Annotated in this window: 16 protein-coding genes; 11 read left to right on the forward strand and 5 right to left on the reverse strand. The window is 71.2% G+C overall.

Features of this window, described 5'->3' with window-relative positions; all coding sequences use genetic code 11:
• Positions 1-127: 127 nt before the first annotated feature.
• The 5 genes from OU416_RS37900 to OU416_RS37920 form a co-directional block, all read right to left on the reverse strand.
• Positions 128-1,411 carry a S8 family serine peptidase gene (locus OU416_RS37900; protein ID WP_270931919.1) on the reverse strand — a complete coding sequence of 428 codons (1,284 nt, stop codon included), beginning with the start codon at positions 1,409-1,411 and terminating at the stop codon, positions 128-130.
• The gene (gene eccCa / locus OU416_RS37905; protein WP_270931920.1) at positions 1,408-5,358 is read right to left on the reverse strand and encodes a type VII secretion protein EccCa; all 3,951 of its coding nucleotides are present in this window, start codon (positions 5,356-5,358) and stop codon (positions 1,408-1,410) included. Before eccCa ends, OU416_RS37900 begins: the two co-directional genes overlap by 4 nt.
• 134 nt (positions 5,359-5,492) lie before the next feature.
• Entirely contained in the window at positions 5,493-5,696 is a 204-nt protein-coding gene (locus tag OU416_RS37910; RefSeq protein WP_270931921.1) for a DUF397 domain-containing protein, read from the reverse strand.
• A 168-nt stretch (positions 5,697-5,864) separates the two neighbouring features.
• Positions 5,865-6,062: a DUF397 domain-containing protein gene (locus OU416_RS37915; protein ID WP_270931922.1), complete on the reverse strand. Its 198-nt coding sequence runs from the start codon at positions 6,060-6,062 to the stop codon at positions 5,865-5,867.
• Positions 6,063-6,079: 17 nt separating this feature from the next.
• Positions 6,080-6,907, reverse strand: coding sequence for a helix-turn-helix domain-containing protein (locus OU416_RS37920; RefSeq protein ID WP_270931923.1), 828 nt, complete (start codon positions 6,905-6,907; stop codon positions 6,080-6,082).
• A gap of 139 nt (positions 6,908-7,046) precedes the next feature.
• On the opposite strand from OU416_RS37920, the gene OU416_RS37925 reads away from it, so the two are divergent.
• From OU416_RS37925 to OU416_RS37975, 11 genes are all read left to right on the forward strand, one after another.
• Positions 7,047-7,271 carry a zinc finger protein gene (locus OU416_RS37925; protein WP_270931924.1) on the forward strand — a complete coding sequence of 75 codons (225 nt, stop codon included), beginning with the start codon at positions 7,047-7,049 and terminating at the stop codon, positions 7,269-7,271.
• 34 nt (positions 7,272-7,305) lie between these two features.
• Positions 7,306-7,512, forward strand: coding sequence for a hypothetical protein (locus OU416_RS37930; protein WP_270931925.1), 207 nt, complete (start codon positions 7,306-7,308; stop codon positions 7,510-7,512).
• 471 nt (positions 7,513-7,983) lie between these two features.
• The gene (gene eccD, locus OU416_RS37935) at positions 7,984-9,348 is read left to right on the forward strand and encodes a type VII secretion integral membrane protein EccD (RefSeq protein ID WP_270931926.1); all 1,365 of its coding nucleotides are present in this window, start codon (positions 7,984-7,986) and stop codon (positions 9,346-9,348) included.
• Between the two features lie 49 nt (positions 9,349-9,397).
• Complete coding sequence (gene eccB / locus OU416_RS37940; protein ID WP_270931927.1) at positions 9,398-10,768, forward strand: type VII secretion protein EccB; 1,371 nt, start codon at positions 9,398-9,400, stop codon at positions 10,766-10,768.
• Positions 10,765-11,052 carry a hypothetical protein gene (locus OU416_RS37945; protein WP_270931928.1) on the forward strand — a complete coding sequence of 96 codons (288 nt, stop codon included), beginning with the start codon at positions 10,765-10,767 and terminating at the stop codon, positions 11,050-11,052. The genes eccB and OU416_RS37945 overlap by 4 nt, the downstream gene beginning before the upstream one ends.
• A gap of 71 nt (positions 11,053-11,123) precedes the next feature.
• Positions 11,124-11,414: a hypothetical protein gene (locus OU416_RS37950; protein ID WP_270931929.1), complete on the forward strand. Its 291-nt coding sequence runs from the start codon at positions 11,124-11,126 to the stop codon at positions 11,412-11,414.
• 65 nt (positions 11,415-11,479) lie between these two features.
• Positions 11,480-13,006, forward strand: coding sequence for a hypothetical protein (locus OU416_RS37955; RefSeq protein ID WP_270931930.1), 1,527 nt, complete (start codon positions 11,480-11,482; stop codon positions 13,004-13,006).
• Between the two features lie 13 nt (positions 13,007-13,019).
• Positions 13,020-15,908 carry a hypothetical protein gene (locus OU416_RS37960; RefSeq protein ID WP_270931931.1) on the forward strand — a complete coding sequence of 963 codons (2,889 nt, stop codon included), beginning with the start codon at positions 13,020-13,022 and terminating at the stop codon, positions 15,906-15,908.
• Between the two features lie 38 nt (positions 15,909-15,946).
• Positions 15,947-16,333 (forward strand): YbaB/EbfC family nucleoid-associated protein, encoded by a 387-nt coding sequence (locus tag OU416_RS37965; RefSeq protein WP_270931932.1) that lies wholly within the window; start codon positions 15,947-15,949, stop codon positions 16,331-16,333.
• Entirely contained in the window at positions 16,330-16,641 is a 312-nt protein-coding gene (locus tag OU416_RS37970; protein WP_270931933.1) for a hypothetical protein, read from the forward strand. The genes OU416_RS37965 and OU416_RS37970 overlap by 4 nt, the downstream gene beginning before the upstream one ends.
• 6 nt (positions 16,642-16,647) lie before the next feature.
• A partial coding sequence (locus OU416_RS37975) for a WXG100-like domain-containing protein (RefSeq protein ID WP_270931934.1) occupies positions 16,648-26,028 on the forward strand: 9,381 nt, incomplete at its 3' end.

Consider the following 26,028-nt stretch of genomic DNA (forward strand, 5'->3'; position numbering starts at 1 on the left):
GCCCTTCACCTCGAAAGGTCCGCGGTGCGGAGGGGCGGATGAGTGGGGGTGAAGGGCACCTTTCGCCAACTAACTCGGCGAAAGGTGCCCTTCGCTCCTGCTCGATCGGGTGGTGCCGTTCGGCGGGTCAGTTCTCGCGGCGGCGGCGGGCTGCGGCGGCGATCACCGGGCCTGCCAGGAGGAGGGCCGCCGCCGCGAGGGCGCCTGCCAGCCAGAGGGCTCGGGTGGCCGGGGCCGGGTCGGGCACCGCTGGTTTGGGGACCGCCAGGGCTTCTGGGAGCGGGGTTGCCGGTGGGTCGGTGTTGGGGATCGTGGTGACCGCTGCGAAGGGGTCGACCACGCCGTAGCCGATGACCTCGTTCGGGAGCGGGGTCGAGGGGTGGTCCGCTGCGTTGAGGAGGCGGGCCGCCACCTCGGGGGCGGGTAGCGCGGGGTGGTAGGCGCGGACCAGGGCGGCTGCTCCCGCGACGTAGGCCACCGAGAGCTCGTTGCCGGAGGAGAGGCGGTGGCCCGCTCCTTGCGGGGCGACTCCCACCAGCTGCTGTGCCGGGGCCGCGATCGCCGGGTCCGCGCCGTAGGTCGGCGACTGGACCGGGCCTTCCGGGCCGACGGGTGCTACCGCGAGGACGCCGGGAATCCTCGCGGGGAAAGCGAGTTGGCCCTTCTTCGGCACTGCGGCCGGTGCGATGACCAGCACGTCCCGTTCGGACGCGTAGGCGATGGCGGCGCGCAGGTCGGGCATGTCCAATGTGGCCACCAGGCCGACGGCCACCACGCGGGCGCCACCGTCGACGGCGGCCTTGATGCCCTTGGCGATCGAGTTCGCCAAGCCCGCGTGGTCCTGGATCTTGGGCGGGTCGTCGCTGACCCGGACCGGGAAGATCTTCGCCTCCGGCGCCACTCCGGCGAACGGGACGTGCGGGTCGCTGCTCGGGCGGGCCGCGATCAGCGACGCGAGGAACGTGCCGCGGCCGAAGCAGTCCCCGTTACCAGGGCCTCCTCGCAGATCCGTGCCGGACAGGACCGCGCCGGACAGCGCGGGGGCGGTGGCGCTGACGCCGGTGTCGACCACGCCGACGATCACGTCGCCCCGGGTCAGCGGCCAGGCCCGATCGGCCGCCATCCGCTCCTGCGCCCAGGACGCGGTCGTCACCGGCGTTTCCGACGGTGGTGTGCACTGGCCGATCGGCTGGGCGACCGCGACCGCCGGTGTGGTGGCGGCGGCGATGCCCAGGACCGCGGCCAGCGCCAGCCCGCCTCTCCGCGATTTACAGTGGTGGTTGCGGTTGGGGGCGATCTTGCGTTTCGGGGTTTCTTGTGGCGGGGTTGCGTCACGTTCCCCTGAGGTGCGGTTGAGCAGGGCTCGGGAGGCCCCCGGGTTCGGTCGAGCCGCTGGTGTGGGGCTGCTCATGCCGGTTCCTCCGTCCAGCCGATCTGCAGGCCGGTGCCGTCGCGGCGGGTCACCAGGACGGCGCGGCCGGGCGGGAGCTGGCGGCCGCGGGCGCCGTTGAGCAGCGGCATCTCGTTGGGCGGCATCGACAGCGCCAGCTCCGGGGTGTTCGACTCCTGCAACCGGCGGGTCACCGGCTCCATCGAGGTCCGGCTCGATCCCGCCGCCGCGCGGGCCATCACCAGGTGCAGGCCGATGTCGCCCGCCTGCGGGACCAGCTCCACGAGCGGGTCGAACGGCCCGCCCATCGGGCCCAGCATCAGGTCGTAGTCGTCGACCAGCACGAAGATCTCCGGCCCGCTCCACCAGTCCCGCCGCCGCAGCTGCGCCGGGGTGATGTCGGTGCCGGGCACCCGCTCCTTGAGCTCCTCGGCCAGCTGCCGGATCAGCGTCTCGGCCGCGGGCGTGGACACCGCGGCGCCGCGGCGGTAGGGCTCCGGCACCGATTCCAGCAGCGTGCGGCGCGGATCGACGACCAGGACCTGCGCCTGCTCCGGCGAGTACGCGGTGGTGATCGCGTTGGCGATCAGGCGCAGCGCCGCGGTCTTGCCGCTGCCGCTGTCGCCGACGACGGTCAGGTGCGGGCGGCTGCCGAAGTCGTGCCACACCGGCTGCAGGTCCAGCTCGCCCGCGCCCAGCGCCACCTTCGGACCTGGCCGCGGTGCGGGCAGGTCCGCCGCGGGCAGCACGGCGGGCAGCATCCGCACCACCGGCGCGCCCCGGTGCGGCCAGCTCTCGGCGACCGCCGCGCACAGCTCGCGGGTCGAGTCGGCGAGCTCTTCGGTGCCCGCGACACCGTCGATGCGCGGAACACCGGCCAGGAAGTGCATCTGGTCGGCGGTCATGCCGCGGCCCGGGATCTGCGGCACCTCCGCGGCCTTGCGCATGTTGATCATCGAGTCGATCGAGTCGCCGAGCCGCAGCTCCAGCCGGGTGCCGAGCTGGTCGCGCAGCGCGCTGTGCACGTCGGACCAGCGGTTCGTGGTGAGCAGCAGGTGCACGCCGTAGGCGAGGCCGCGGGCGGCCAGCGCGCGCAGCGCCATGTCGTGCTGCTCGAACTCCGAGCGCAGCGCGCCCCACCCGTCGACGACCAGGAACACGTCGCCGTGCGGGTCGTCGGCGAACTCGCCCTTCGCGCGCCGCTCGCGGTAGGCGGCCATGCTCTCCACCTCGTGCTCGGCGAAGGTCTTCTCCCGCTCCGCCAGCAGGGTCTGCACCTCGGCGATGGTGCGGGCCACCCGCTCGGCCTGCAACCGCCCGGCCACGCCGCCGACGTGCGGCAGACCGTCCAGTGCGGACAGCGTGCCGCCGCCGAAGTCGAGGCAGTAGAACTGGGCCTCGGCCGGGGTGTGGGTGAGCGCGATGGCGGCGATCAGGGTGCGCAGCAGGTTGCTCTTGCCGGACTGCGGACCGCCCGCGATGCCGACGTGCCCGCCTGCGCCGGACAGGTCGACCACCTGCAGGTCGCGGCTCTGCTCGAACGGCTTGTCCACCACGCCGACCGGCACCACCAGCCGGCCGCAGCCCGGCCAGCTCGGCGCGGTCAGCCCGCGGTCGGGATCGGGCAGCAGCGGCGGCAGCAGCTGGTCCAGCGACGGCGGATCGGCCAGCGGCGGCAGCCACACCTGGTGCGCGGGCGGGCCGTGCCCCATCAGCTTGTCCACCGCCACGGACAGCACCGACTCGCTGGAATCGGCGTCGTCCGGGGCGGGCGCGGGTTCCGGGGCGGGCGCGGCGGGCACCGGCAGCTTGCCCACGTTGAACGGCACGACCTGCCGCCGCACCTCCTCCTGCCGCTGCTCGCGGGTGCGCCTGCGGTGCTGGCCCGACACGTAGGCGGCCTTGAAGCGGATCAGCGTCGCCACATCGCTGCGCAGGTAGCCGTTGCCGGGAGCGCTCGGCAGCTGGTAGGCGTCGGGCACGCCGATCACCGAACGGCTCTCCATCGCCGAGAACGTGCGCAGCCCGATCCGGTAGGACAGGTGGCTCTCCAGCTTGTGCATGCGGCCGTCCTCGATGCGCTGGCTGGCCAGCAGCAGGTGCACGCCCAGCGACCGGCCGAGCCTGCCGATCATGACGAACAGCTCGCCGAAGTCCGGGTTGGACGCCAGCAGCTCGGAGAACTCGTCGACGATCACGAACAGCGTCGGCAGCGGGTCGAGCGGAGTGCCGGAGAGCCGGGCCTTCTCGTAGTCCAGCAGCGAGCTGTAGTTGCCCGCCGCGCGCAGGAACTCCTGGCGCCGCACCATCTCCCCGTGCAGCGCGTCCTGCATCCTGGTCACCAGGGTCGCCTCGTCGGCCAGGTTGGTGATCACCGCGGAGACGTGCGGGAGCTGGTCCAGGCCGAGGAACGTCGCGCCGCCCTTGAAGTCGACCAGCACGAAGTTCAGCGTCTCCGACGAGTGCGTCATCGCCATGCCCAGCACCATCGTGCGCAGCAGCTCGCTCTTGCCGGAACCGGTGGCGCCGATGAGCAGCCCGTGCGGGCCCATCCCGCCCTGCGCCGACTCCTTGATGTCCAGCTCGATCGGCGCGCCGTTCTCGGTGATGCCGATGGGGATCCGCAGCCGGTCGCGGGTCAGCCCGGTGCGCGCCGCCGCGGCGGGATCCCAGGTGTCCAGGTCGGAAATGCCCAGCAGCTGCGGGAGTTCGAAGTTCGCCACCATCGGCTCGGCCACGTCGGTGGTGCCGCCGAGCCGGTACGGCGAGATGGTGCGCGCCAGCGTCGCGGCCTTCGCGGTGGGCAGCAGGTCGGGCGCGCAGAGCTTGGTGCGCACCTCCTGGCCGGTGCGGTCGGTGCGAACCATGTCGACCTGCTCGGCGGAGACGTCCAGCCGCAGCGTGGTGCGCCCGGCGCCGCCGGTGAGCGCATCGGAGACGTCGAGCACCACGGAGTTGTGGTAGCCGGTGCCCGCCAGGCGCGACTCCGAGGGCACGTCGACGCCGTCGAGCACGATCACCACGTAGGGCTCCTCCGGGTTCGGCGAGGACGCGGCCTCGAACCGGCCCCGCTCGCCGAGCTCGGCGTCCAGCAGCTCGGTCAGCGCGTCCACCCCGTCGGCCAGCAGCCGGACCTGGCCCGCGCCGTCCTGCTCGACCGGGTGCTGCGCGTGCGGCAACCACTTCACCCAGTCCCACAGGTGCACCCGGCCGGGCGCCGCGCACACCACCACGCGCAGGTCCTCGGGGGAGTGGAAGGTGACCAGCTGGGCGAGCACGGACCGGGTGACCCCGCGGATCGCCTCCTCGTCACCGGCGAAGCGCACCTTGGCGAACCCGCGCAGGAACAGCGAGGTCGGCAGGTTGGCGACGGTGCTGTGGGCGTTGATGAACTTCCGGAGCGCCCGCGCGGACAGCGGTTCGAGGTCCGAGATCGGCTTGGTGCTCAACGGGTTCATCCGGATGGCGAGGCGCTGCGAACCGGTGCCGATGCGCACCTCGGCGAAATCGCCGTGCGCGGCCCGGCGCTCCCACAACCGGCCGGTCATCGCCACCGACCACAGGCTGCTCGGATCGGGGTGCCGCCAGGACAGCGACTCCCGCTGCTTCGTCGCCGCCGCGCGCACCTGGGCCCGGACCTGCCCGAGGTAGCGCAGGTAGTCGCGCCGCTCGCCGCGCATCTTCTGCCGCCGCTCGGTGCCGCCGCGCGCGAGCTGGACCAGGAACATCAGCAGCGCCATCACCAGCATCAGCCCGAACATGCCCATGCCCAGCAACGGGTTCCGCGGCCCGATGTAGATCAGCATGAACACGCCGCTGCCGAGCATCATCGGCAGCATCATCATCGACGACAACCAGTCCCGGCCCACCGTCTCCGGCAGCGCCGGAGGCTCCTGCAGGGACAGCTCCCCGCTGGGCATCTCCGGCGGCTGCTCCCGGTTCGGCCTGCGGAACAGGGTGGTGGTCATGGTGGGCGGCTCCTCGCTGCTGGGGTCCACCCCCAACACGGCCAACACCCGCCGAGCCGTTCAGTCGGACCAGCGGTCGTGAGTGCCAAACGGTGCTGGAACACCGTTACGCACTCACGACCAACCCACCACCATCACAGGTCGTAGCGCCCGGACCGGGTGGCTGCGAGGAAGTTCTCCCAGCGCGAAGCGGTGACGACCAGGGTGCCGCCGTCGCGGTCCTTGGTGTCCCGGAACCCGGTCCATCCGGTCCCCACGGCCACCTCGACGCAGTTGCCGCCGCCGTTGCTGTAGCTGCTCGTCTTCCAGTTCGTCCCAGCTGGGTCAGCCGTTGGCATGTCGTTGTCCTTCCGGCCAGCGAGTAGCAGTGACTCGATGAAACTCGCCGACTCGGCTGGAGACAAGAGAATTCATCAAAAGCAGTAGTGGCCGACGTCGTCGTGAACGTGCCCTCTCGACGTACAAAGGTGCCCCCGGGAATCGCCGGGGGCACCTCCGTGGCGTGATCAGTTCTCGAAGCGGTCCGACTTCACCGAGTCGATGAAACTTGCCAATGTGGACGGACGCATCAGCAGTGCGTCGCCGTTCGGGTTCTTGGAGTCCCGGATAGCAGCGACACCCGGAAGGTTGGTCGCCACCTCCACACACTGGCCTTGTGCTGATGAATGACTAGACTTGCGCCAGTGGGCGCGGGTGAGATCCATAGTCGCTCGCTTTCACTTCAACCGATGTACTGCAAGATCAAGCGGGCACTGTCAGGCACAGTCAGTGCCCGCTCCTGCAGCGCATCAAACAGCTTACCCAGCGAGTTCACGGCCTCTGGGTCGTCCACCAAGTGGCCACCGACGTTGTACTCCTGATATCCGGTCTGCGGCCATGTGTCCGGCGGGAAGGCCAGAAGGGCGAATCCGCCTGCCATCGCGTGGTGCATGCCTAGGTTCATCGGCACGATCTGGATGTTCACGTTCGGCAGCTCGCCGACTTTGAGCAAGTTGTTCAGCTGTTCGGGAGCGATATCGGGTTCCGCTGCACAGCGCTGAATCGCTGCCTCCGAAATCAGAGCCTCCAGCCGCAGCGGGTTGTTCTGATCGGTCAGACGATCCTGACGGCGCAAGCGTGCACTGACTCGCTTCTCCACCTCAGCGCCCGTGAAGTTCAGGTCGCCGATCGTTGCGATGCGCCGAGCGTACTGCTCTGTCTGAAGCAGGCCTGGAATCAACTCGACTTCCCAGTTCCGCACCAACGTCGCGTCGGCTTCCAGCATGACGTAGCTCGCCAGCCACTTCGGCAGGCGGTAGGTCTGCCACCACCCCGCCTGCTGAGCTTCGGAGCGCGTCTCCAGCAAGGCGTCGCGAACGTCGGTCGGTACGTCGTACATGTTGCACATGACCAGTACGTCCGGGCGGGTGGGCAGATTGCGCCCGCTCTCCAAGTGGCGCACCCGGCCGGGCGTGCAGTCGAGCTCGGCGGCGACGTCCTCGCGGGAGACTCCAGCCTGCTCCCGCAGCTCTTCAAGCCTCTTGCCCAGCATCATCCGGCGCAGCGTCATGCGGTCACTTTAGGCGCAGTACGCGTACCGATCGAATCACCCGATCGACACCTCCCAGTTCAGTACACGTACTGCACGGGATGTGCGACAGTACGTGTACTGATCCAGTTGGTACTTGTTCCTGGCGGAAGGAGCTGGAATGTTGGTTGGTGGGGCGAAAATCGGTCGTTGGCAGCCGACTTCCGTTGGGCGGCACGGCTTTGACGCTGCGGCGCGGCGGGCCGATCCGGGGCTGGTCGTCGAGGCGCTGTGCGGGGTCGAGGTCAGCACCGACGAGTTGCAGCAGATCGCTCCGGAAGTCGCCTGGATACGGGAGAAGACGTGCATGGACTGCTGGCGGGTCCTCGCGGCCCGGCAGCAGTGACGACAACCCGGGATCGATGGCGGAAGGACCGACCGTGTTCTGGATTCAAGTTTCGGTGCTCGTGCTGATCAACGTCTTCATCTACGCACTGGTCTTCGCCCGGCTACCGCGTGCTCGCCACAGCGGAGTTGGTGAAGGCGACTGCAACGTCTGGCAGCTGATCTCGCAGGTCGAAGCCGAACGGCTGGCTGAGCTGGAGGACTCCGGCGGTGGTCGACATCGCCTGCGGGAGCCCGCTTAGCCCAAGAGCGGGCCGGTGCGGTGAATCCCCGACCTCCGCACCGGCCCACCCGGTGGCCGGACGTGTTCCCCCTCCCTCGCGTCCGGTCACCTCCGATGAGAGCGGCTCGGTGTCATGCCCCCGACCACCACCGAGCCCGCTCGGCCGGGCCGGTGCGCCCTTCCTCGGCGCACCGGTCCGGTCTGCTCCGCGGTCCGAGGACCTCGCTGCTCTGCAGCTCCGTGTTGAGCGTGTGGCGATTTCGCGCGAGATCAGCACCACGTCCGCGTGCGAAAGGACGATTTCGCGCGAAATCGCCACCAGCCCGGGGCCCGACCGGAGCAGGGCGGCTGCTGGTGGGGGGTTTCCCGAGGGGTGCTGAACCTTCGGGGTCGGCAGGGCCGTGGTGGGGGTATGGCGGCGACGAACGGGAACGGGGCTGCGACGAGTCAGGCGGCTCTTCCGGCTCAGGGCGGTGGGGGCTCCGGCGAGATGTGCCGGTTGACCATTTGCGGGCCTTCCTCGCGGGTTGAGCTGGCCGTGCCCGCGCACGTGCCGATCTCCGACCTGATGCCCACCGTGCTCGGGCACCTCGATCCGGCGTTGGCCACTTCTGGGCTCGCGCACGGCGGTTGGGTGTTGCAGCGGCTCGGCGAGGCGCCGCTGAACGAGGAGCACGGGACCGCCGCGGCCGGTTTGTACGACGGGGACGTGCTGCACCTGCGGCCTCGCAACGACCAGTTGCCGCTGGCCGACTTCGACGACCTCGTCGACGGCATCCACACCGGGCTCTCCGCGCGCACCGACAGCTGGCGTCCCGCGCTGACCCGTCGGGTGTGCCTCGGGCTCGCCGCGCTGTGCGGGCTGCTCGCGGTGCTGGTCACCACGTTCGCCGGGAGCGGGACGGTGACCGCGATCAGCGGCGGGGTGGTCGGGCTCGTCCTGATCGGCGGCGGGGCGCTGCTGGCGCGGGTGCTCGACGAGCGCACCGGGGCGTTGACGCTCGGTGCGGTCGGGGTGGTTTCGCTCGGTGTCGCGGGTTTCGCGATGCCCGCCGGTTCGGCACCGCCCGCTGATTGGTTCACCGTCGCCGGATCGCTGGCGGGGGCGGTGGTCGTGGCGGCGGGGGCCGTCGGTGCCCGGGCCGCGCTCGACCTGGCGAGGGCGGGGTTCCTCGCGGTCGCTTGTGGAGCCGTCCTGACCGCGCTCGGGTGCCTGGTCGGGCTGCTGCTGGGGCTGGAGGCGCATGCGACCGCAGCCGTCCTCGTCGCGATGGTGCTGGCCGTGACCAGGGCCGCTCCGCAGCTCGCCACCTGGCTCGCCGGGCTCGTCGCCGAGCCGGTGCCGAACACCGCCGAGGAGTTCCAGCAGGGCTTGGAACCGTTGCCCAGCAAGGACGTTCTCGACCGGGCCGCTGTCGCCGATGCGCACCTGACCGCGTTCCTGGTGGTGCTGGGCGCCGTCTGCTCGGGGGCGTTGCTGGTGCTCACCTCGCACCTGGCGTGGGACACCGTCGCGCTCGGGCTCGTCGTCGCGACGCTCTTGTTGTTGCAGGCGCGGGAGTTGCGCGGGATCTGGCACCGGGCCGCCGCGCTGGTGCCCGCTGCCGCCGCGCTGATCTCCGTGCTGCTGGGCTGGGTCGTCGGGTTGCCGCTGCTCGGGCAGATCTGCGTGCTGGTCGGGTTGCTCGGGCTCGCCGGGAACGCGCTGGCCGGGGCGCAGGTGCTGCCCGGTCGGCGGCTGGTTCCGCGGTGGGGACGCCTCGGCGACATCCTGCACTGGATCTGCGCGCTCGCGGTGCTGGCGCTCGTGCTTACCATCACCGGTTTCTACGGCTACGTCGCCACGTGGTTCTGAACCTTTCCGGGAGCAGCAACCGTGTTCAGAAGCAGAAGGGAGGTCGCGCATGTACGGCAGGCGTGAACAGGTCGAAGCCCACTCGTTCCTGGTCGGGCGGATCCTCGCGGCGGTGCTGCGCACCGATCCCGACGACCCGAACCGGCCGCTGCGCCGCACCACCGTCGGGATGGCCGGCGGCATCGGGATCGCGCTGCTGGTGATGGGCATCGTGCTGATCGTCAGCCTGCTCACCGGGATGGGCGGCAACGCCTGGCGCGAGAAACCGGGATTCCTGGTGGTGGACAAGGATTCCGGCAACCGGTACATGCTCGTCGACGGGCGGCTGCGCCCGGTGCTCAACTACGCCTCCGCCCGGCTGCTGGCCGAGGGCGAGCCGCAGGTCGCGAAGGTCAGCGGCGAGGAGCTGGCGGACTTCCCGAAGGGCGCTCCGATCGGCATTCCCGGCGCGCCGGACGCGCTGCCGTCGCCGGTGGCGGGCGGCCAGCCGTGGACCGTGTGCGCGGGAGTGCAGGACGACGACCCGGGGCTCGCCGCGACCGTCGGGCCGCTGCCCGGGATGAGCGAGCTGGGCGCGAACGAGGCGGTGCTGACCCGCGTGGGCGACCAGCAATTCCTCGTGTGGCGGGGAACCCGGCTGCGGATCACCGCCCCGTGGGTGCCCCGCGCGCTCGGGCTGGACCCGGCTCGGGCCGTGCCGGTCGACTCGGCGTGGCTCAACACGGTGCCCGCAGGCCCGGACCTCGGCGCACCGCCGGTGCCGCACGGTGGCGCGGGGCCGGTCGTCGCCGGTCAGCAGACCGTGGTCGGCCAGCTGGTGACCGCGCCCGAAGCGGTCGGCGACAAGACGTTCGTGGTGGACGCGGCCGGGCTGGTGCCGGTGTCGCGCACCGTCGCGGCGCTGCTCGGCGCCGACCCGGACGTGGCGCTGCCGCCGACCATCAGCATCACCCCGGCTCAGCTGGCCACCCAGCAGGTGCTGCCCGCGCCCGTGTGGCAGGCCGAACTGCCGCCGCAGCCACCGGCCGGGATGGACCTCGACCGCCGCGTGCCCTGCGTGCGGTGGGCGGCCGGCGAGGTGGCGCTGGTGTCCGCGCCGGACATGAGCGGAGCCGCCGTGAACGGCGAGATCGCCGGGGTCACCCGCGACGGCCGGGTCGCCGACCTCGTCGACGTCCGGCCCAACTCCGGATTCATCGCCCGCACCCGCCCGGCACCCGGCGTGCCCGGCGCGGGCGTCTACCTGATCACCGAGGCCGGGGCGAAGTTCCCGGTCGCCAACGAGAAAGCAGCCGAAGCCCTCGGCTACTCGGTGGATGCCGCGGAACCGGTCCCCGCGGATCTGCTCGCCCTGCTGCCGACCGGACCGGTGCTCGACCTGATCGGCAGATCGCCCGCAACGGAGGAGGAAATCCGATGAGCAAGTTCGGTTACGACGACGGAATGCTGACGCAGGTCATCAGCGCCACCGACAACGCGCTCGGCCAGATGCGTCAGCTCAACGGCCAGGTGATCGGGATCGGCGGTCAGCTCCCCTCGGTCAACAACTCCACGTCCGGCATGAAGCTCTCCCGCCTGCTCGGCGACTGGAGCACGGACTACAACAAGATCGTCAACGAGCTGGAGAACCTCAAGGGCAAGGCCACGGGACTCCTGCAGACCAACCGCAACGTCGAGACCGAGACCGGCGGCGCAGCCCAGTGAGCTAACCGCGCTCCAGTGGCTGGTTCGCGCCAGGGCCAGTCGGTTCAGCACTCATCGGAAAGGGAAATCGGATGACCGCGTTCGACGTCAACCACAACGGATACCTCGAGGTCAACGAGCAGCTGCTGCAGTCGGTGCGGACGCTCGGCACCATCCTGGAACAGCTCAACACCGGGCTGAAGAACATCCCCGAGGCGTCGTGGGGCCAGGCGCAGCCCATCTGGCTGGAGAGCCAGCGGCAGTGGGACCGCTCGTACCAGCAGATGACCGAGCGGATCAACCTCACCTCGGTGTCCTCGATCAACATCCACGAGATCTTCCGCAACGGCGACCAGCAGGGCGCCCGCATCTTCGGTCAGTGACCACCGCAGCGACATCGGCACCCCCGGCCCGCTGAGCAGGGTCGAACGATCGGAAGGAGTTCTCGGTGGCGGAGCAGGACCAGACCGAGTCCGAGACCGTGGTCGAGGTGACGGGCGTGTCGGTGTCGCTGCCGGTGGAGCGAACCGAGGTCCCGGAGTCCCACCACCTGCGGCCGGGCGAGCCGTTCCGCGGCTCTCCCGGCGAAGGCCTGGGCGGATTCGCCTACGACGCCCTGGAGCCAGCCGTCCCCGCGTCCTACGGGGAACCGGTGGAACCGTACAGCGGCGTGGAGGGCGTGGAGGCCGGGTACCGCCTTCTCGAACCGGGCGAGCCGTTCAGCGGTGAGGCGCCGGAGTACGACCTGCTGGAGCCCGCGGTTCCGGCCGAGCCCGTGCGGCCAGCTGACCCCGGGCTGCCGCCGCTGGAACCGATGACCGTCAGCGAGCACCACGTCGTGGTGTACGAGGAAGTTCCGGCCGGTGATCGGGCGGAACCCGAACCGGCCGATCCGGGCCTGCCGCCGCTCGAACCGCTCAAGGCGACGAAGTACGTCGTCTCGGTGCGCGAGGTGCCAGCGCACGAGGGCCACGAGCCGGAACCGGCGATTCCCGCGCAGCCGGTCGATCCGGGCATCCCGCCCGGTGACGAGGTTCCGGCCGAACCCGCGACCGAGCCGAAACGGCGGCTGATGCGGGTGCAGAAACAGCTGCTCACGCCGGACGAGGACGGCCGTCAGCTCAGGAAGCTGCTGCCGATGACCCCGGCCCGTCCGGTGATGCCCGCCCAGCCGGGTGTGCCCGCGGTGCCCGCTGAACCCGCGCAGGTGTGGGAGAAGCCCGTGCAGCAGCTGGAAACTCCGGCGCAGCCGCAGGAAGCGCCGGTGCAGCCGCTCCAGCCGAGGCAATCGATCGTGGCCGCCAGCGCGCCGCCGACGCCGGAGGGCACCGTCGAGGAACCTGCCCAGCCCGGCTCCGAGCGGCAGCAGCCCCCGCCCGCGCAGCAGCCTCCGCCCGGCTACCAGCCTCCGCCCGCGCAGCACGGCGTGCCCGCGCAGCAGCCGCCCGCGTCCCAGCCGCCAGCGCAGGAACCGCCCGCGCAGCAGCCACCACCGACGCAGACCTCGTCCTACCTGACGGGGGATTCGAGCACTCCGGGTGGCGGCTACAACTTCCCGGGCATGCCAACGGGATTCGGCAGCCAGCAGGTGCCGCCGAACGGCGACGTCGGGCCGGACCCCAACATCCAGTTCGACGAGGCGCAGTACACCGCGCTGATCGCGGTGATCGGCGAGATCAAGGCCGGGGCGCGCAAGGCGATCACGCACAACGACGTGTACCTGGACGCCGAGCTGCAGCTGCAGCCGATGAACCAGACCTGGGAACCCGCGCAGAAGCTGGTCAAGTGGGGCGGGAACTTCGGCGGCACGGTCGACACGGAGAACAAGAACCTCCGCAAGAAGCTGACCCAGCTGGAGAGCGGGCTGGAGAAGGCCAAGGTGGTCTTCAAGGACACCGACGACCTCGCCGCCTACGACGTCACCAAGTTCACCACCGAGTTCCCCGGTTTCACCGGCGGGACCGGCGCCGTGTGACTGGAGCTGAGCGATGACCGATCCCATCGGCGAGCCGAAGCCGATCAAGGGCGACGACCACTCCCGCGCCACCTTCGACCAGATCCTGTTCACGGTCACCGGCGAAGGGTCGAACCTGCACGGCGTCCTGGACAGCGGAGCCACGCCGAACACGGGCTGGTTCGTCGAATCCGCCGCGAAACCGGGCAGCGAGCAGACCGACGGCCAGACGGCCGCCACCGGCTACAGCTACCACGCGTGGGACAAGTGGTACATCTCGGTGGACCGCAACGCCACGCTGCCGGGCAACTGGACCACCGCCGTCGGCGACATCGACGAACTGGTCGACGGGCTGAACTCCGGCGTCCTCGGCCTGCTCAACGTCAACCGGCTGTGGGAGGCCAAGAACGCCGTCGACCACTACGTGAAGTGGCTGGACACCAACCGGGACACGCTCCAGCAGTGGGTCACCAAGCTCACCAGCGACGACTCGGCGTTCAAGGGCAAGGCGGCGTACGCGCTCAAGCAGAACCTCACCGCCCTGATGGAGACCGTCGAGAGCCTGCACGAGCAGATCGCGGAGGAGCGCAACACCTCGGAAGGCCTGCAGAAGGCCGCGGAAGCCGTCAAGACCTTCGGCCGCGGCATGGCCACCGTGTGGACGAAGTACAGCAACGCGGTGCGCAACGAGGTCGACACCGCGATGAACTCCGTGCTCTGGAACGTCGCGACGTACGTCAAGGGGAAGGGGCTGGTGCACGGCACCGAGAACTACGCCCTGGACGAGCTCGCGATGGACGACAGGTCGACCGCCGAGGCCTACATCACCAAGGTCATGGGCGCGTACAGCTCCACCGCCAACACCGGCCCGGCCGTCACCAGGACCTCGGTCAGCACCTATCCGGGCATGCTCGGCTTCTCGATCAACCGGGGCGGGGTGAACGAGGACGCGGCGACGTTCACGCCCTACGCGCTCCCCGACGGCTTCCCGACGATCTCCGGTCCGCTGGGCAGCCAGGCGACGTGGAACGACATCAACACCAAGATCAGCGACCACGTCCGCAAGAAGATGAAGCCGCTCGACGAGGAGGCGCGCAAGCAGCTCGAAGCGCTGCAGACCGCCTACGAGCGGACGAAGTCGTCGCTGGAAGGCCTGGAGACGCCGGTGCCGGCGACCGGTGGCGGCACCGGTGGCGGGAACTTCCCGCCGCCGGGCGGTGGGTTCAACTTCCCGCCGCCGAACGGTGGTGGGAACATCCCGCCGCCGCCCGGCGGCGGCAACGGGTTGAACGGTCCACCCGCGAACGGTGGTGGGAACTTCAACGTTCCGCCGCCCGGTGGTGGTGACGGTCTGAACGGTCCGCCCGGTGGCGGCAACGGGTTGAACGGTCCACCTGCGAACGGTGGTGGGAACTTCAACGTTCCGCCGCCCGGTGGTGGTGACGGTCTGAACGGCCCGCCCGGTGGCGGCAACGGGTTGAACGGTCCGCCCGCGAACGGCGGCGGCGACTTCACCGTCCCGCCCCCTGCCAACGGTGGCGGCGACCTGCCGCCCGGGCAGCTGCCCGGTGGTGGTCAGGGGCCGGGTGGCCTGAACGGTCCGCCTGCGAACGGCAGCGGTGACTTCACCGTCCCGCCGCCCGCCAACGGTGGCGGCGCCATCCCGCCGATCGTGCCGCCCGGTGGTCTGCCGGGCGGGTCGAACGCGAACGGCAGCGGGAACCCGCGCGAGGGCCAGCGGCTCCTCAACGAGATGCCCGGCGGGAACAACCCGTTCGACCCGGCGAACGGTGGCTCGAACTTCCCGTCGCTGAACAGCAACCTGCCCGGCGGCGGGTCGAACCTGCCGGGCGGGAATTTCGACCCGGCCGGTGGGGCATCGAACCTGCCCGGCGGGAGCTTCGACCCGGCCGGTGGGTCGTCCAACTTGCCCGGTGGCGTGAACCTGCCGGGTGGGGGCTCGAACCTGCCCGGCGGCGGCGCGAACCTGCCCGGTGGGAACTTCGATCCGGCTGGTGGATCGTCGAACCTGCCGGGTGGGCTGGGCAGCGGACCTGGCGGCGCGAACCTGCCGGGCGGGAACTTCGACCCGGCCGGTGGGTCGTCCAACTTGCCCGGTGGCCTGAACCTCCCGGGTGGGAGCTCGAATCTTCCTGGTGGGGTCGATCTGCCCGGTGGGAACTTCGATCCAGCCGGTGGGTCGTCGAACCTGCCCGACGGCGGTGCGAACCTTCCTGGCGGGGGTTTCGACCCGGCCGGTGGGAGCTCCAACCTGCCTGGCGGGAACTTCGATCCTGCTGGCGGGAACTCCAACCTCCCCGGCGGCAACTTCGACCCCGCTGGCGGGAACTCCAACCTGCCCGGCGGTCTGCCGAACCCGCCCGGCGGCAGTGCGAACTTCCCCGGTGGGAACTTCGATCCGGCCGGTGGCACGTCGAACATCCCGGGCAGCGGTTCCGGCTTCCCCGGTGGCGGCTTCGATCCGGGCGGTGGGAGCTCGAACCTGCCCGGCGGGGGCGGCTCGGGGCTGCCCGGTGGCGGTTCCGGCGGGTACGGCGGCGAGGGGTGGTCCGACTGGTCCGGGCAGGACCAGCCCAGCCAGCAGAGCGGTCCGTCCGGCGGTGCGGTCGGTGACCAGCGCAGCGGGATGCCGCCGATGATGCCTCCCATGATGCCGCCGATGAACAACGGGCAGAACGAGAAGGAGCGCGAGCGCCAGACCTGGTTGTCCGAGGACGAGAAGGTGTGGGGCACCGACGACGTCGGCGGCAACGGCGTCATCGGCCTGCCGAACGATCCCTCGCTGGAGACCGACGAACCGCTCGCCCCGACGCACGTCCACGTCGGTTCGACGTCGCGCGCTCCCAAGCAGCCGGAGCAGAGCACGCCGGCGCAGGCCGCGGAGCAGAGCGCGACCGGGTGAGGGCACGTCCAGCGGCAACGAACCGGAAGGAGGCCGGGATGTACTCCTCGATGCACAACGAGATGACCGACGCGATGCGGGAGCTGCGCGCCCAGCAGGAGCAGTTCGGCACCGCGTTCGGCAAGCTCGACGAGGTGACCGCGAGCGCCACCACGAAGGACCGCGCGATCAAGGCCACGGTGGACGGTCGCGGCACGCTCACCGGTCTGGAGTTCAACGGCCAGCGGTGGCGGGACATGGCGCCCAAGGAGCTCACCGCGAAGATCGTGGAGGTGGTCGCCGACGCCCAGCGCCAGGCGGCCACCGCGGTCGACGAGGTGATGGCCGGGCTCACCCCGGACGGCGTCGACCTGCAGGAACTGCGCGAGAACGGCCCGGACCTGCAGGCCATGCTCGAATCGGCGCTCGGGCGGTGGTCGCGGTGAACGACCGGGTCTACGTCGACACCGCCGGGCTGACCAGGGGCGGGGCCAACCTCGGCCAGTGGTCGGCGACGGCCAACCGGCTCGCCGCGCACATGCGCAACGTGACCGCCACCTACCGGCACGCGGGCGGCACCGGCGAGATGGGCGAGCAGTTCGACGCGAACTACCGGCCGGGCGCGGAGAAGGCGATGCAGTTCCTGTCGATGCTGGAGGAGGCCGTCGGCGGCATCTCCGAGAAGACGCTCCTGGCGGGCAAGAACTTCGAGGACACCGACGACGAAGCCAGCGGCGTGACCCCGAAGGAATGACCGGTCATGGCGATGGTGGTCAGCCCCGAAGTGGCGAAGCTGTTCCAGGTGCTCACCGGCGAGGAGTGGCCGGACGCCAACGAGGACCAGCTGCGCGCGCTCGCGGCGGAGTGGACGGCGGCGGCGCAGACCCTCGCGGAACTGGGCCCCGGCCTGCGCAGCGCCGTCCAGGCGATCCGGTCGGAGTTCGCGGGCGAAGCGGCGCAGGCGTTCGTGCAGCGGGTGGCGCCGTTCGTGGAGGGCGACGACCTGATCTCCGCCGCGGCGGAGCTGTTCAACGGCTTGGCCAAGACGCTGACCGACCTCGCCCTCGACGTCGAGTACATGAAGATCGTCACCATCGCCTCGCTGGTCGCGCTGATCGCCGAGATCGCGTGGGCGACCGCGATGGCGCCGTTCACCGGCGGTGCGACCATGGCGTGGCTGGCCGCCCGGATGGCCGTCGTCCGGTTCATGATGCAGACCCTGCTCCGCAGGGTGCTGATGCAGGTGCTCTCGACGGCGGTGTTCAGCATCGCGTTCCAGCTGCTCATCGACGTGGTGGCCCAGGTGTCGCAGTTCGCCATGGGCACCCGCACCGAGTGGGACACCGACAAGACCAAGAACGCGGCGGGCGTGGGCGCGATGGGCGCGGCGCTGGCGCTGCCGATCGGCGGGCTCGGCAAGCTGGTCGGCAGCGGGCTCAACAACGCGCTGAACTCGGCGTTCGCGAAGCAGTTCGGCAAGGACTGGGCCAAGAACGGCGCGAAGGTGATCTCGGAGATCGGCACCGAGTCGTTCCACGAGATGATGACCGAAGCGCTGTACAAGTACGCCACCGAGGGCGAGTTCGAGCTGAACCCGTACGCGGCGACGGCGGGCGCGGCCTCCGGTGCCGCCGGCGCGGCCGGTTCGGCGCTCGGCGACAAGCTGGCCTCGGCGATGGGCAACGGCCCCGGGGGCGACCGCTCGGGCGGGAACGCCGCGAACACCGGTGGCAACCGGGACATCTCCGGCGGCGACGACGTGGGCGGGAACTCCTCGACGCCGCCGACCAGCCCGAGCACCGAGACACCGGGCGCGGGCGGGCAGAACTCGTTCGGTTCCGGAGGCCAGACGCTGCCGGGCGCGGGCGGCCAGAACCCGCCGGTGGTGCAGGCCCAGACGAGCGGTGGCAACCAGCCGCCGCCGAACGCGGTGACCGGGAACTCGGGCGGCACGAACCAGACGGCCGGATCGTCCGGTCAGCAGGAGGCGCCGACGTCGAGCACCGGCACCGCGCCGCCCGCTCAATCGACGGATCGCTCCACCTCGCCGGGGCCGACGAACCAGATCGGCGGTCGGCAGGACCTGCCGGGCGGCTCGCAGTCGCCGCCGTCGCAGAGCTCCGGCTCGACGTCCGGCCAGCAGAGCACGACGGCCCCGAATTCGTCGTCGACGGTCGAAACGCGTGGTGCGCAAGAGAATCCTCCGCAGCCGAGCGGACGTCAGAACCCGCCGGTCGCTCCGCCGTCGCCGGCGAACCAGAGCTCGGAGTCGACGTCGGATCAGCAGAACACCCCGCCCCCGGGCACGGAGCAGTCCAACGCGCCGGTGGTCGAGACACCGCCGCAGTCCAGCGGGCAGAACCCACCGGTGGTCCAGAACCAGTCGCCGGTTCAGCACGATTCGACCGGTGGCGAGCAGACGTCGGGTTCGACCGTCGAGCAGCCGAGCTCCTCGACCGGTCAGAACACCTCGGGCGACCAGGTCAACCCGACCGGCGACCAACAGGTCCCGCCGAGCCCGGTCGAGCAGACCGGGCCCCAGGCCAACCCGAATCCGGTCGAGGTCGCGCCGCAGAACCCGGACCAGACCAGCACCGCGCCTCCGGACGTGCCGACCGGCACGCAACCGCCTGGCTCCACGAACGGTGCGGACGTCACGGGAACGACACCAGATCCGAACCGCGGGCTGCCCGAGCAGGACAGCAACAGCGCGGAGAACGTGCCGCCGCCGCTGAATCCCGGCGAGGTGTCGACCCCGAGCGGCCAGGAGACGAATCAGCGGACACCGCCGCCTGCGGAGGTCGAGTCGCCTCCGGTGCAGCAGGACGTCGAGCCGACCAGGTCCGAGGTGCCGCAGCCGAAGCCGACCGCTCAGGAGAGCAGCACCGAGACCACGACCACCCCGGTGCAGCACGATCCGAACACCGCCGCGCCGCCGCAGGACGTCGAGCAGGCCCAGCAGAAGCCGCAAGACCAGGTGCAGTCGTCGCACGACGGCCCGCAACCGGTGCAGCAGACCTCGAATCCGGCTCAGCAGTCGCAGAATTCCGGCCAGCAGGCACCGCCTCAGGTGCAGCAGGGCACCGGGCCGGTTCAGCAGACCGAGCCCTCCGGGCAGCAGACGCCGCCGCAGGTTCAGGAGCCGTCGGATCCCGTCCTGCAACAGGCACCGCCTGCTCAGAGCTCCGGGCAGCAGACCTCCACGTCCACCCAGCAGACGTCGAACCCCGCCCAGCAACCGCCGAACGTCATCCAGCAGCAGGTGCCGCCTGCGGCCCAGCAGAGTCCCGGCCAGCAGACACCTCCGCTCGTCCAGTCGACGCAGAACCCGGGCCAGGCCTCCGGTTCCAGCACGACACCACCGGCCGCGAGCTCGTCGTCCGCGCTGCCTTCCACGCAGTCGACGACGCAGCCGACCGGTCGGAGCCCGAAGGCCGCGAAGAGCGGGAGCACGCCGAAGACGTCATCGTCGACGACGGCTCCGGGGATGACGCCGAACCGCGAAGTCAGCGGCTCGGAGCTGTCGCCGCAGCAGGTCGCGGCGAGCATCGGCCTGCCGGAGGTGGAGGCCACGAGCTCGCGGACCGCTCCGGAGAGCTACGAGATGTCGACGCTGCCGCCCGGTCGCACCGGCAACGGCCAGCGGAACGACCAGCACGTCGCCGTCCAGCAGACCGGCACCCGGCAGAACCGGAACGACCCGTTCGCCGACGTCGTCGCGGAAGCCACGCGGACCGCCCGGGAGACGGCGGCCACCCGGCAGGCCATCGAGGCGGATCTCGGCAAGATCGACGCCGCCGGGACCAAGGCGCGGCACGACCTGGCGGCGATCCAGCGCTCGGCGCGGGAAGCGCACGGCGCGGTGATCGCCACCCGCGACGCCTTCGGCCCCGACCAGCAGCGAACCGCGCAGGCGCAGCAGCGGTTCGACACCGCCGAGCGCAACCGCATCGATCGCGCGGCCGAACTCGCCGCCGCGCGTGACCGGCACGAGCAGGCGGTGCAGCAGCTCGACGACGCCCGCACCGAGCTCGGCGAAGCGCGAACCGCGGCGGACCCGGACGCGATCCGCCGAGCGGAAGACGTGGTCCGGAGGCGGAAGGAATCCGCGGACCGCCACGGCGAACGCCGCACCGCCGCCGACCAGGCCCACGCGGCAGCCGCAGCCGCCGCTGCCACCGCGAAGCAGGACCTGGACCGCGCCAAGGCCACCGAGGAATCGGCGAACGCCGCGAGCACCGCTCACGGCGAGGTCGACACCGCGAGGAACACCGCCACCAGCGCGGTCGACACGATCACCACCGGGAGCACGAGCGCGCAGGACGCGCTGAACACCGCCGACGACGCCGCGAACCAGTCCACCCGAGCCCTCGACGACCTCACCACCGCGATCGACAACGCCAACGGTGCGAAAACCGCGGCCGACGACCTCACGGGACAGTCCGACCAGGCGAACGAGGACCTCGCCGAGCTGGAGAACCAGCGGGACGGCCTCGATCGCGACCTGAACCTGCTCCACGCCTTCCGCCCGGAGGGCGAGCAGCAGCTCGCCGACCGGAACAACCGCGTCGCCGCGCTGGAGAACGAGCTGACCGACCTCGGCGGCCGGATCGAGGAGGCCAGGACCAACGCCGAAACCCTGGCCTCCCGAGCGCAGGACGCCCAGCAGCGGCACCGCGACGCGGTCGACGACGTGGCCGACGTCCAGGCCCGGATCGACGCCCTCCGGGAACGGGCGCGCGCCGCCGAAACCGCGGCCGCCGATGCTCGCGAAGCCGCCGAGAACGCCGCTGACCAGGCCCAGAAGGCCAAGGACGAGGCCGGTGAAGCCGCCGCGCAGGGCAAGTACGAGCAAGGCCTCACCGAGCTGTCCTTCCTCCCGCACGGATCGGAGCTGCAGTTCGAGACGCTCGGCTCGCGCGACGGGCTGATCGACGCGCTCACCGAGCTGACCGGCGCCGACCGCAACCAGGTGGCGACGGAGATCGGCGGGCTCAGCGACGCCGATCTGGTGGCGGCGATCGGCAACGGCACGATCCAGGTCGCAGGCACCGACGTCGCGGTCGACCCGGACCTGTACCGGCCCGACGACACCAGGACCGCGCCGCCGAACCAGCAGCCGAGCACCACCTCCACCGACTCCTCCACCGAGAACGGGCGGCCGCAGACCGAGTCGACCTCGACCAGCGTGCCGATCCGCATCCCGCTGATGTTCGTCTCCCCGCTGGACCTCGCGGGCGCGGTGGTTCGCCCGATGGTCTACGTCGGCGGGACCGCGAAGCGCTCCCAGCGGTTCGAGTCCGCGGTGACCTTCACCGACAACTCGGGAAGCTCCCGCAGCCACGTGCCCACCCGGATGGAGCTCGGCCTCTCGGTCCCGGGCAGGAGGACGACCGCTTCGATCGACGCCGGGCTGCGGACACCGGCGATCACCCGCGGCGACGCGATCAGCGCCCCGCTGCCGGACGGCGACTTCAAGGACGCCAAGGCGGTGCTGGCCGGCGTTCCGGACGCCTTCCGCGACGTGCTCGGCAACTCCCGGACCGCCGCGGCGAGCCTGACCGACCAGCTGTTCGCCGGGACCGGCAACGCCAACCGCACCACCATCGGCGACCGCCCGGTGACGATCGTGCCGGTCACCGACGCGCAGGTCAGCTACGTCGGCACCACCTCGGTGGACAGCTCCAGCGCGGTCAGCCTGGGCCGCAGCTGGCAGACGAGCAAGGGCAGCGACGCGGCCTTCGGCGCCGGGCTCTACGGCGGCTCGACGCCGTTCTACGTCGGCGGATTCCTGGACTTCACCAGCGGGCTGACCGACGGCAGCACCCCGAGCGCGGACGACTCGGTCACCCAGACCAGCAGCGATCACCAGCTGGTGTACGAGGTTTCGCGGGACATGCGGGTCGGCGACGGCCACACCGATCCCGACGGCAGGCCCAGCACCGTGCGCAGCCAGCTGCACGTGCCGGTGTGGAAGGCCCGCGAACTCGGCCTGCCGCTGCCACCGCACCTGGCGGAGCCGAGCACGCCGGTGCCCAACGCGGCCAACCAGCCCTACCGGTTCGGCCGCGACGACATCAAGTTCGTCGACCGCGACCGGGTCTCCGACTTCGTCACCGGCCGCGTCCGCGACACCGCGGACGGGCTGAGCGAGCAGGGCCGGGGCGCGATCCAGGACAGGTTCCGCTCGCCGGAGGTCGCGAAGAACACCATCTACGACGCGATGCACGGCGGCGCGCACGCCTCCTGGGTCAAGGGCGGCCGGACGCACTTCGTCGACATCTACGCCATCCCGGCCGCACCGGAGAGCACCCTGCCCTCCGGGCAGCAGGAATCGAGCACCGAGGTCAAGCACAGCGACAAGTTCCAGCGCTCCTACGCCTCGTCGCGGACCGCGCGCATCGGTGCGGGCGGGGCGTTCCTGCCCAAGGCCGCCGACAGCCCGAACCCGAACGCGCCCAAGGCGACACCGGAGAACGGCCTGCCGAACCCCTACCAGGGCGGCCCCACCCAGTCGACCGCCGGACCGCGGGCGACCGCGGCCGTGACCTGGGACGGCGGCATCTCCAACAAGTCCGGCTACACCGGCAAGGACGGCCGGGCCGCCAAGTACGGCGGCGACATGCGCGACTACCAGGGCCCGCTGGAGCTCGTCGTCGTGCACGGCTCGACCAAGAACCCCAACTGGGCGCAGCACTTCTTCCTCGGCGACCGGATGCTGTTCGGCCCCAAGGCCGACGCGCGCTACTCCGGTCCGTCGAAGGCCGAGCTGGACCAGGCCTTGACCGGCGGCGAAGTGACCAACCAGCACATCCACCGGGGCCGGGTGGACGACGCGATCCGGGTGTCCACCGCCGCCGACAAGCTGGACTGGGGCACCAGACCGCTGCCGCCCAGCACCACTCGGCCCGCCACCTTCCTGGGGCAACCGCCCGCGCTGCGGGCGAACCCGGTCACCGCCGAGCTGTTCGGCGACTACGCCAACGTCGAGAACGTCCGGATCACCCCGAACAACACCGAAGCCGTCGACATCGCGCTGGCCAAGCGCATCGAGCAGGTGCAACCCGACGGCAACACGCCGGTCCGCAGACCCCCGAAGGGCAGCGGGAACTGGCCGGCGTGGGCGGCGAAGACCTTCACCGACACGCGGACCGACGCCAACGGCGCCCGGCAGACCACCGACTACGCGTACAAGAGCTCCGAGCTGACGCGGCCCGGCACCACGGCGGGCGACGCGGTGCGCGAGTTCCAGGGCAGGGTCGGCAGCCTCGGCACGGCCACCCAAGGACTCGGCGAGCTGTCGAACAGCACCGGCAAGATGTTCCGCGAAGGCCGGACGCAGGACTTCAACGGCACGCTCAACGGCGAGGCGACCTACCACTCACCGCGGCTGGTCGACGTCCGGGCCGAGAGCACGCTCAAGCGCAACCAGGCCGGTGAGCAGGTCGCCGGGAGCACCAAGTCCTGGGGGCTCGGCGGCGAGCTCGAGCTGAGCGCCAACGTGATGCCGCGGCGCGAGGGCAAGGCCGGTGCGCTGCTCAGCGGATTGCTCAGCGGCGGCGGGAAGTACGGCCGCAGCCACGCGCTCGACGTGACCACCGGCGGCAGGCAGGACGTCGAGTACCAGGGCCCGACGGCGCTGATCACCCTGGACGTCCGCTACCGGTACTGGGCGGACATGGCGCTGCGCAGCATGTTCGGCAGCAGCCACTTCGGCGGGACGCGGCCCGACGAGGTGACCGTCGACGAGCCGGACGGCGTGCTGGTGGAACTGCCGGTCGACCAGGCCATCGCGATGTTCGAGGCGCTCGGCCTGCCGGTGTCACCGGAACTCGCCGCCATGTCGCCGGAGGCGAAGGAGCAGGTCGCCAACCCGTCGCACACGGTGCTCACCGGCGACTACAACTCCTACAGCGACACCTCGGTGACCGGCGCGCGGCTGACCGGCGACGACCCGATGGGCGCGGTGCGCGACCGGCTCGACGAGCTCGGGGTGACCGACGCCGAGCGGCAGCGCGACGTCGTCGACCAGGTCAACGCCCTGCTGAACACCCCGGCCGGGCACCAGTGGCTGCAGGACCCGCTGGCCGGGCAGCAGGGCCTCATCTCGGTGTCGCACTCGAACGCCGGGCTGGAGGACGTCGTCGACATCCGGGTCAAGGCGACCCCGGTGTCCGGCCCGGCCCAGGCCGACGGCGCGGCACCGGACAAGCTGACCCGCTCCAGCTACGTCTCGACGTCCAACCAGGACAAGAACAGCACCACCTGGTCGGTGAACGCGGCCCTCAACGCGGGCGTGCGCAGCGTGGAGACGCCGTCGGTGCCGCCCGGGCAGCCGGGCGAGAACGGCCAGGTGCAGAAGGCGCCGCCGAACCCCGGTGCGTCCTCCGGAGCGTTCGCCCCGCAGGTGCTCGGCGGTGGGAAGAGCTGGAAGACCGAGCACGTCCTGGACGGCAGCGGCAGCGAGAAGCTGACCACCAAGGTCGACAACGACAAGGTCGGCCGCGACACCCGCCTGGTCGACTACGAGCTGGAGATCACCCGCCGCAGGCAGCCGATGCCGGGGATCGACACGCTCGGCGCGGGCATCCCGAAGCACGTGGTGAACCTGGACAAGGGCGTCGGCGACGCGCCGATCCGCCTGTCCGGCGAGGTCGACCTGGTCTCGCCGAGCAGCGACGCCTCGCCCGCGCTGCGGAAACCGGCCGGGCCGCCCGAGATCGAGGTGCTCGACGGGCCGCGGCAGCAGCGGCCGCCGGGCTTCGCGCCGGACGACGCGTTCCGCGTCGAATCGATCGGTGCGGACACCGCGAAGGCCGTCCACGACGCGGTGTACGCGCAGCTGTCGACCGAGCTGCCGACCGGGAACCTGACCGCCGACCAGATCGCCGCGGCGACGCGGACGGGCTCGGAGTTCACCCGGCCCGGCAGCAACTCGGAGTACGTCGCGCACACGATGACCAAGGGCAGCTCGCTGCACAACGCGGCGAACACCATGTTCACCGGCGGCGAGTACCAGGCGGGCAACACCCTCGGCACCAAGCACCCGCTCCACGACTCGTTGTTCGACCTCAAGCTCACCGGCGACGTCCGCCCGGAGAACCTGACGTTCGTCGCGGCGCTGCCCGACGACACCACGATGAACTTCAGCCGGGAACGCGAGACCACCACGGCCGACGGCACGACCAGGACGGTCACCACGAGCTTCGGGCCCGCCGCGTCGAGCTACGGCTCGCAGACCCACCAGGGCGCCGGACCGGCCCCGACCAGCGCCACCTTCGCCCCGCCGACGTCGGCCACGACGAGCTACGACCAGGTGGCCGCGAAGAGCTCGAAGGACGGCGATACCTCCGGGGTCAAGCACGAAGGCCGGTCCTACCTGTTCCGCGCCGACGTCGCCGACATCTACTCCGACGCGCACGTGCACGGGTCGAACTGGACGCACAAGCCGCTCACCGCGATCAAGGACCTCTTCGGCGGGCACCACCCGCAGGACAGCTCGGTGCGGATCACCTCCCGCGACGACGTGCACGTCCGCGTCTGGGAGAACACCGCGCTGGACAAGGGCCTGCTCACCCTCCACGACGTGTGGAACCACGCGGGCAAGCTGCCCGGCGACCAGGCGACCCACGCGGTGACCGGCAACGCCCGCGGCGCGACGATCCACCCCGCCGGGCAGGCCGTTCCACCCGCCGGGCAGCCCGCGGCCAACGCGTCGCCGGGCCGGAACCTGCACGTCGCACCGGGGGTGTCCCTGGACGACGTGAAGTCCTTCGTCGGCACGCTCCCGAAGGACATGCGCCCGGCGACCTACACCGTCGACGCGGGGCAGGACTTCGGGGCGGCGGAGGTCCAGGAGGCGGTGGCGGGCCTGCCGGAGCCGCCGAAGGCCGAGACCACGACGACCGAGACCACGACGGAGCCGAGCGAGACAACCACGACGGAGCCGGTCGTGACCGAGACGCCGACGACGGAAGCGCCGGAGGTTTCCGTCGACCGGGATGCGGCCGAGTCGCAGGCGACCGAGGTGCCGCTGCCCGAGGATCCAGCTGCGACCGAAACACCGGTCGAGAGCCGGGCGAGTTCGTCGCAGCAGCGGAGCGGGGGCGGGCCCGCCCGGCCCGGGCCCGCGCGCCCCGCC

It is taken from the genome of Saccharopolyspora indica (assembly GCF_027853965.1).
Classification (GTDB): domain Bacteria; phylum Actinomycetota; class Actinomycetes; order Mycobacteriales; family Pseudonocardiaceae; genus Saccharopolyspora; species Saccharopolyspora indica.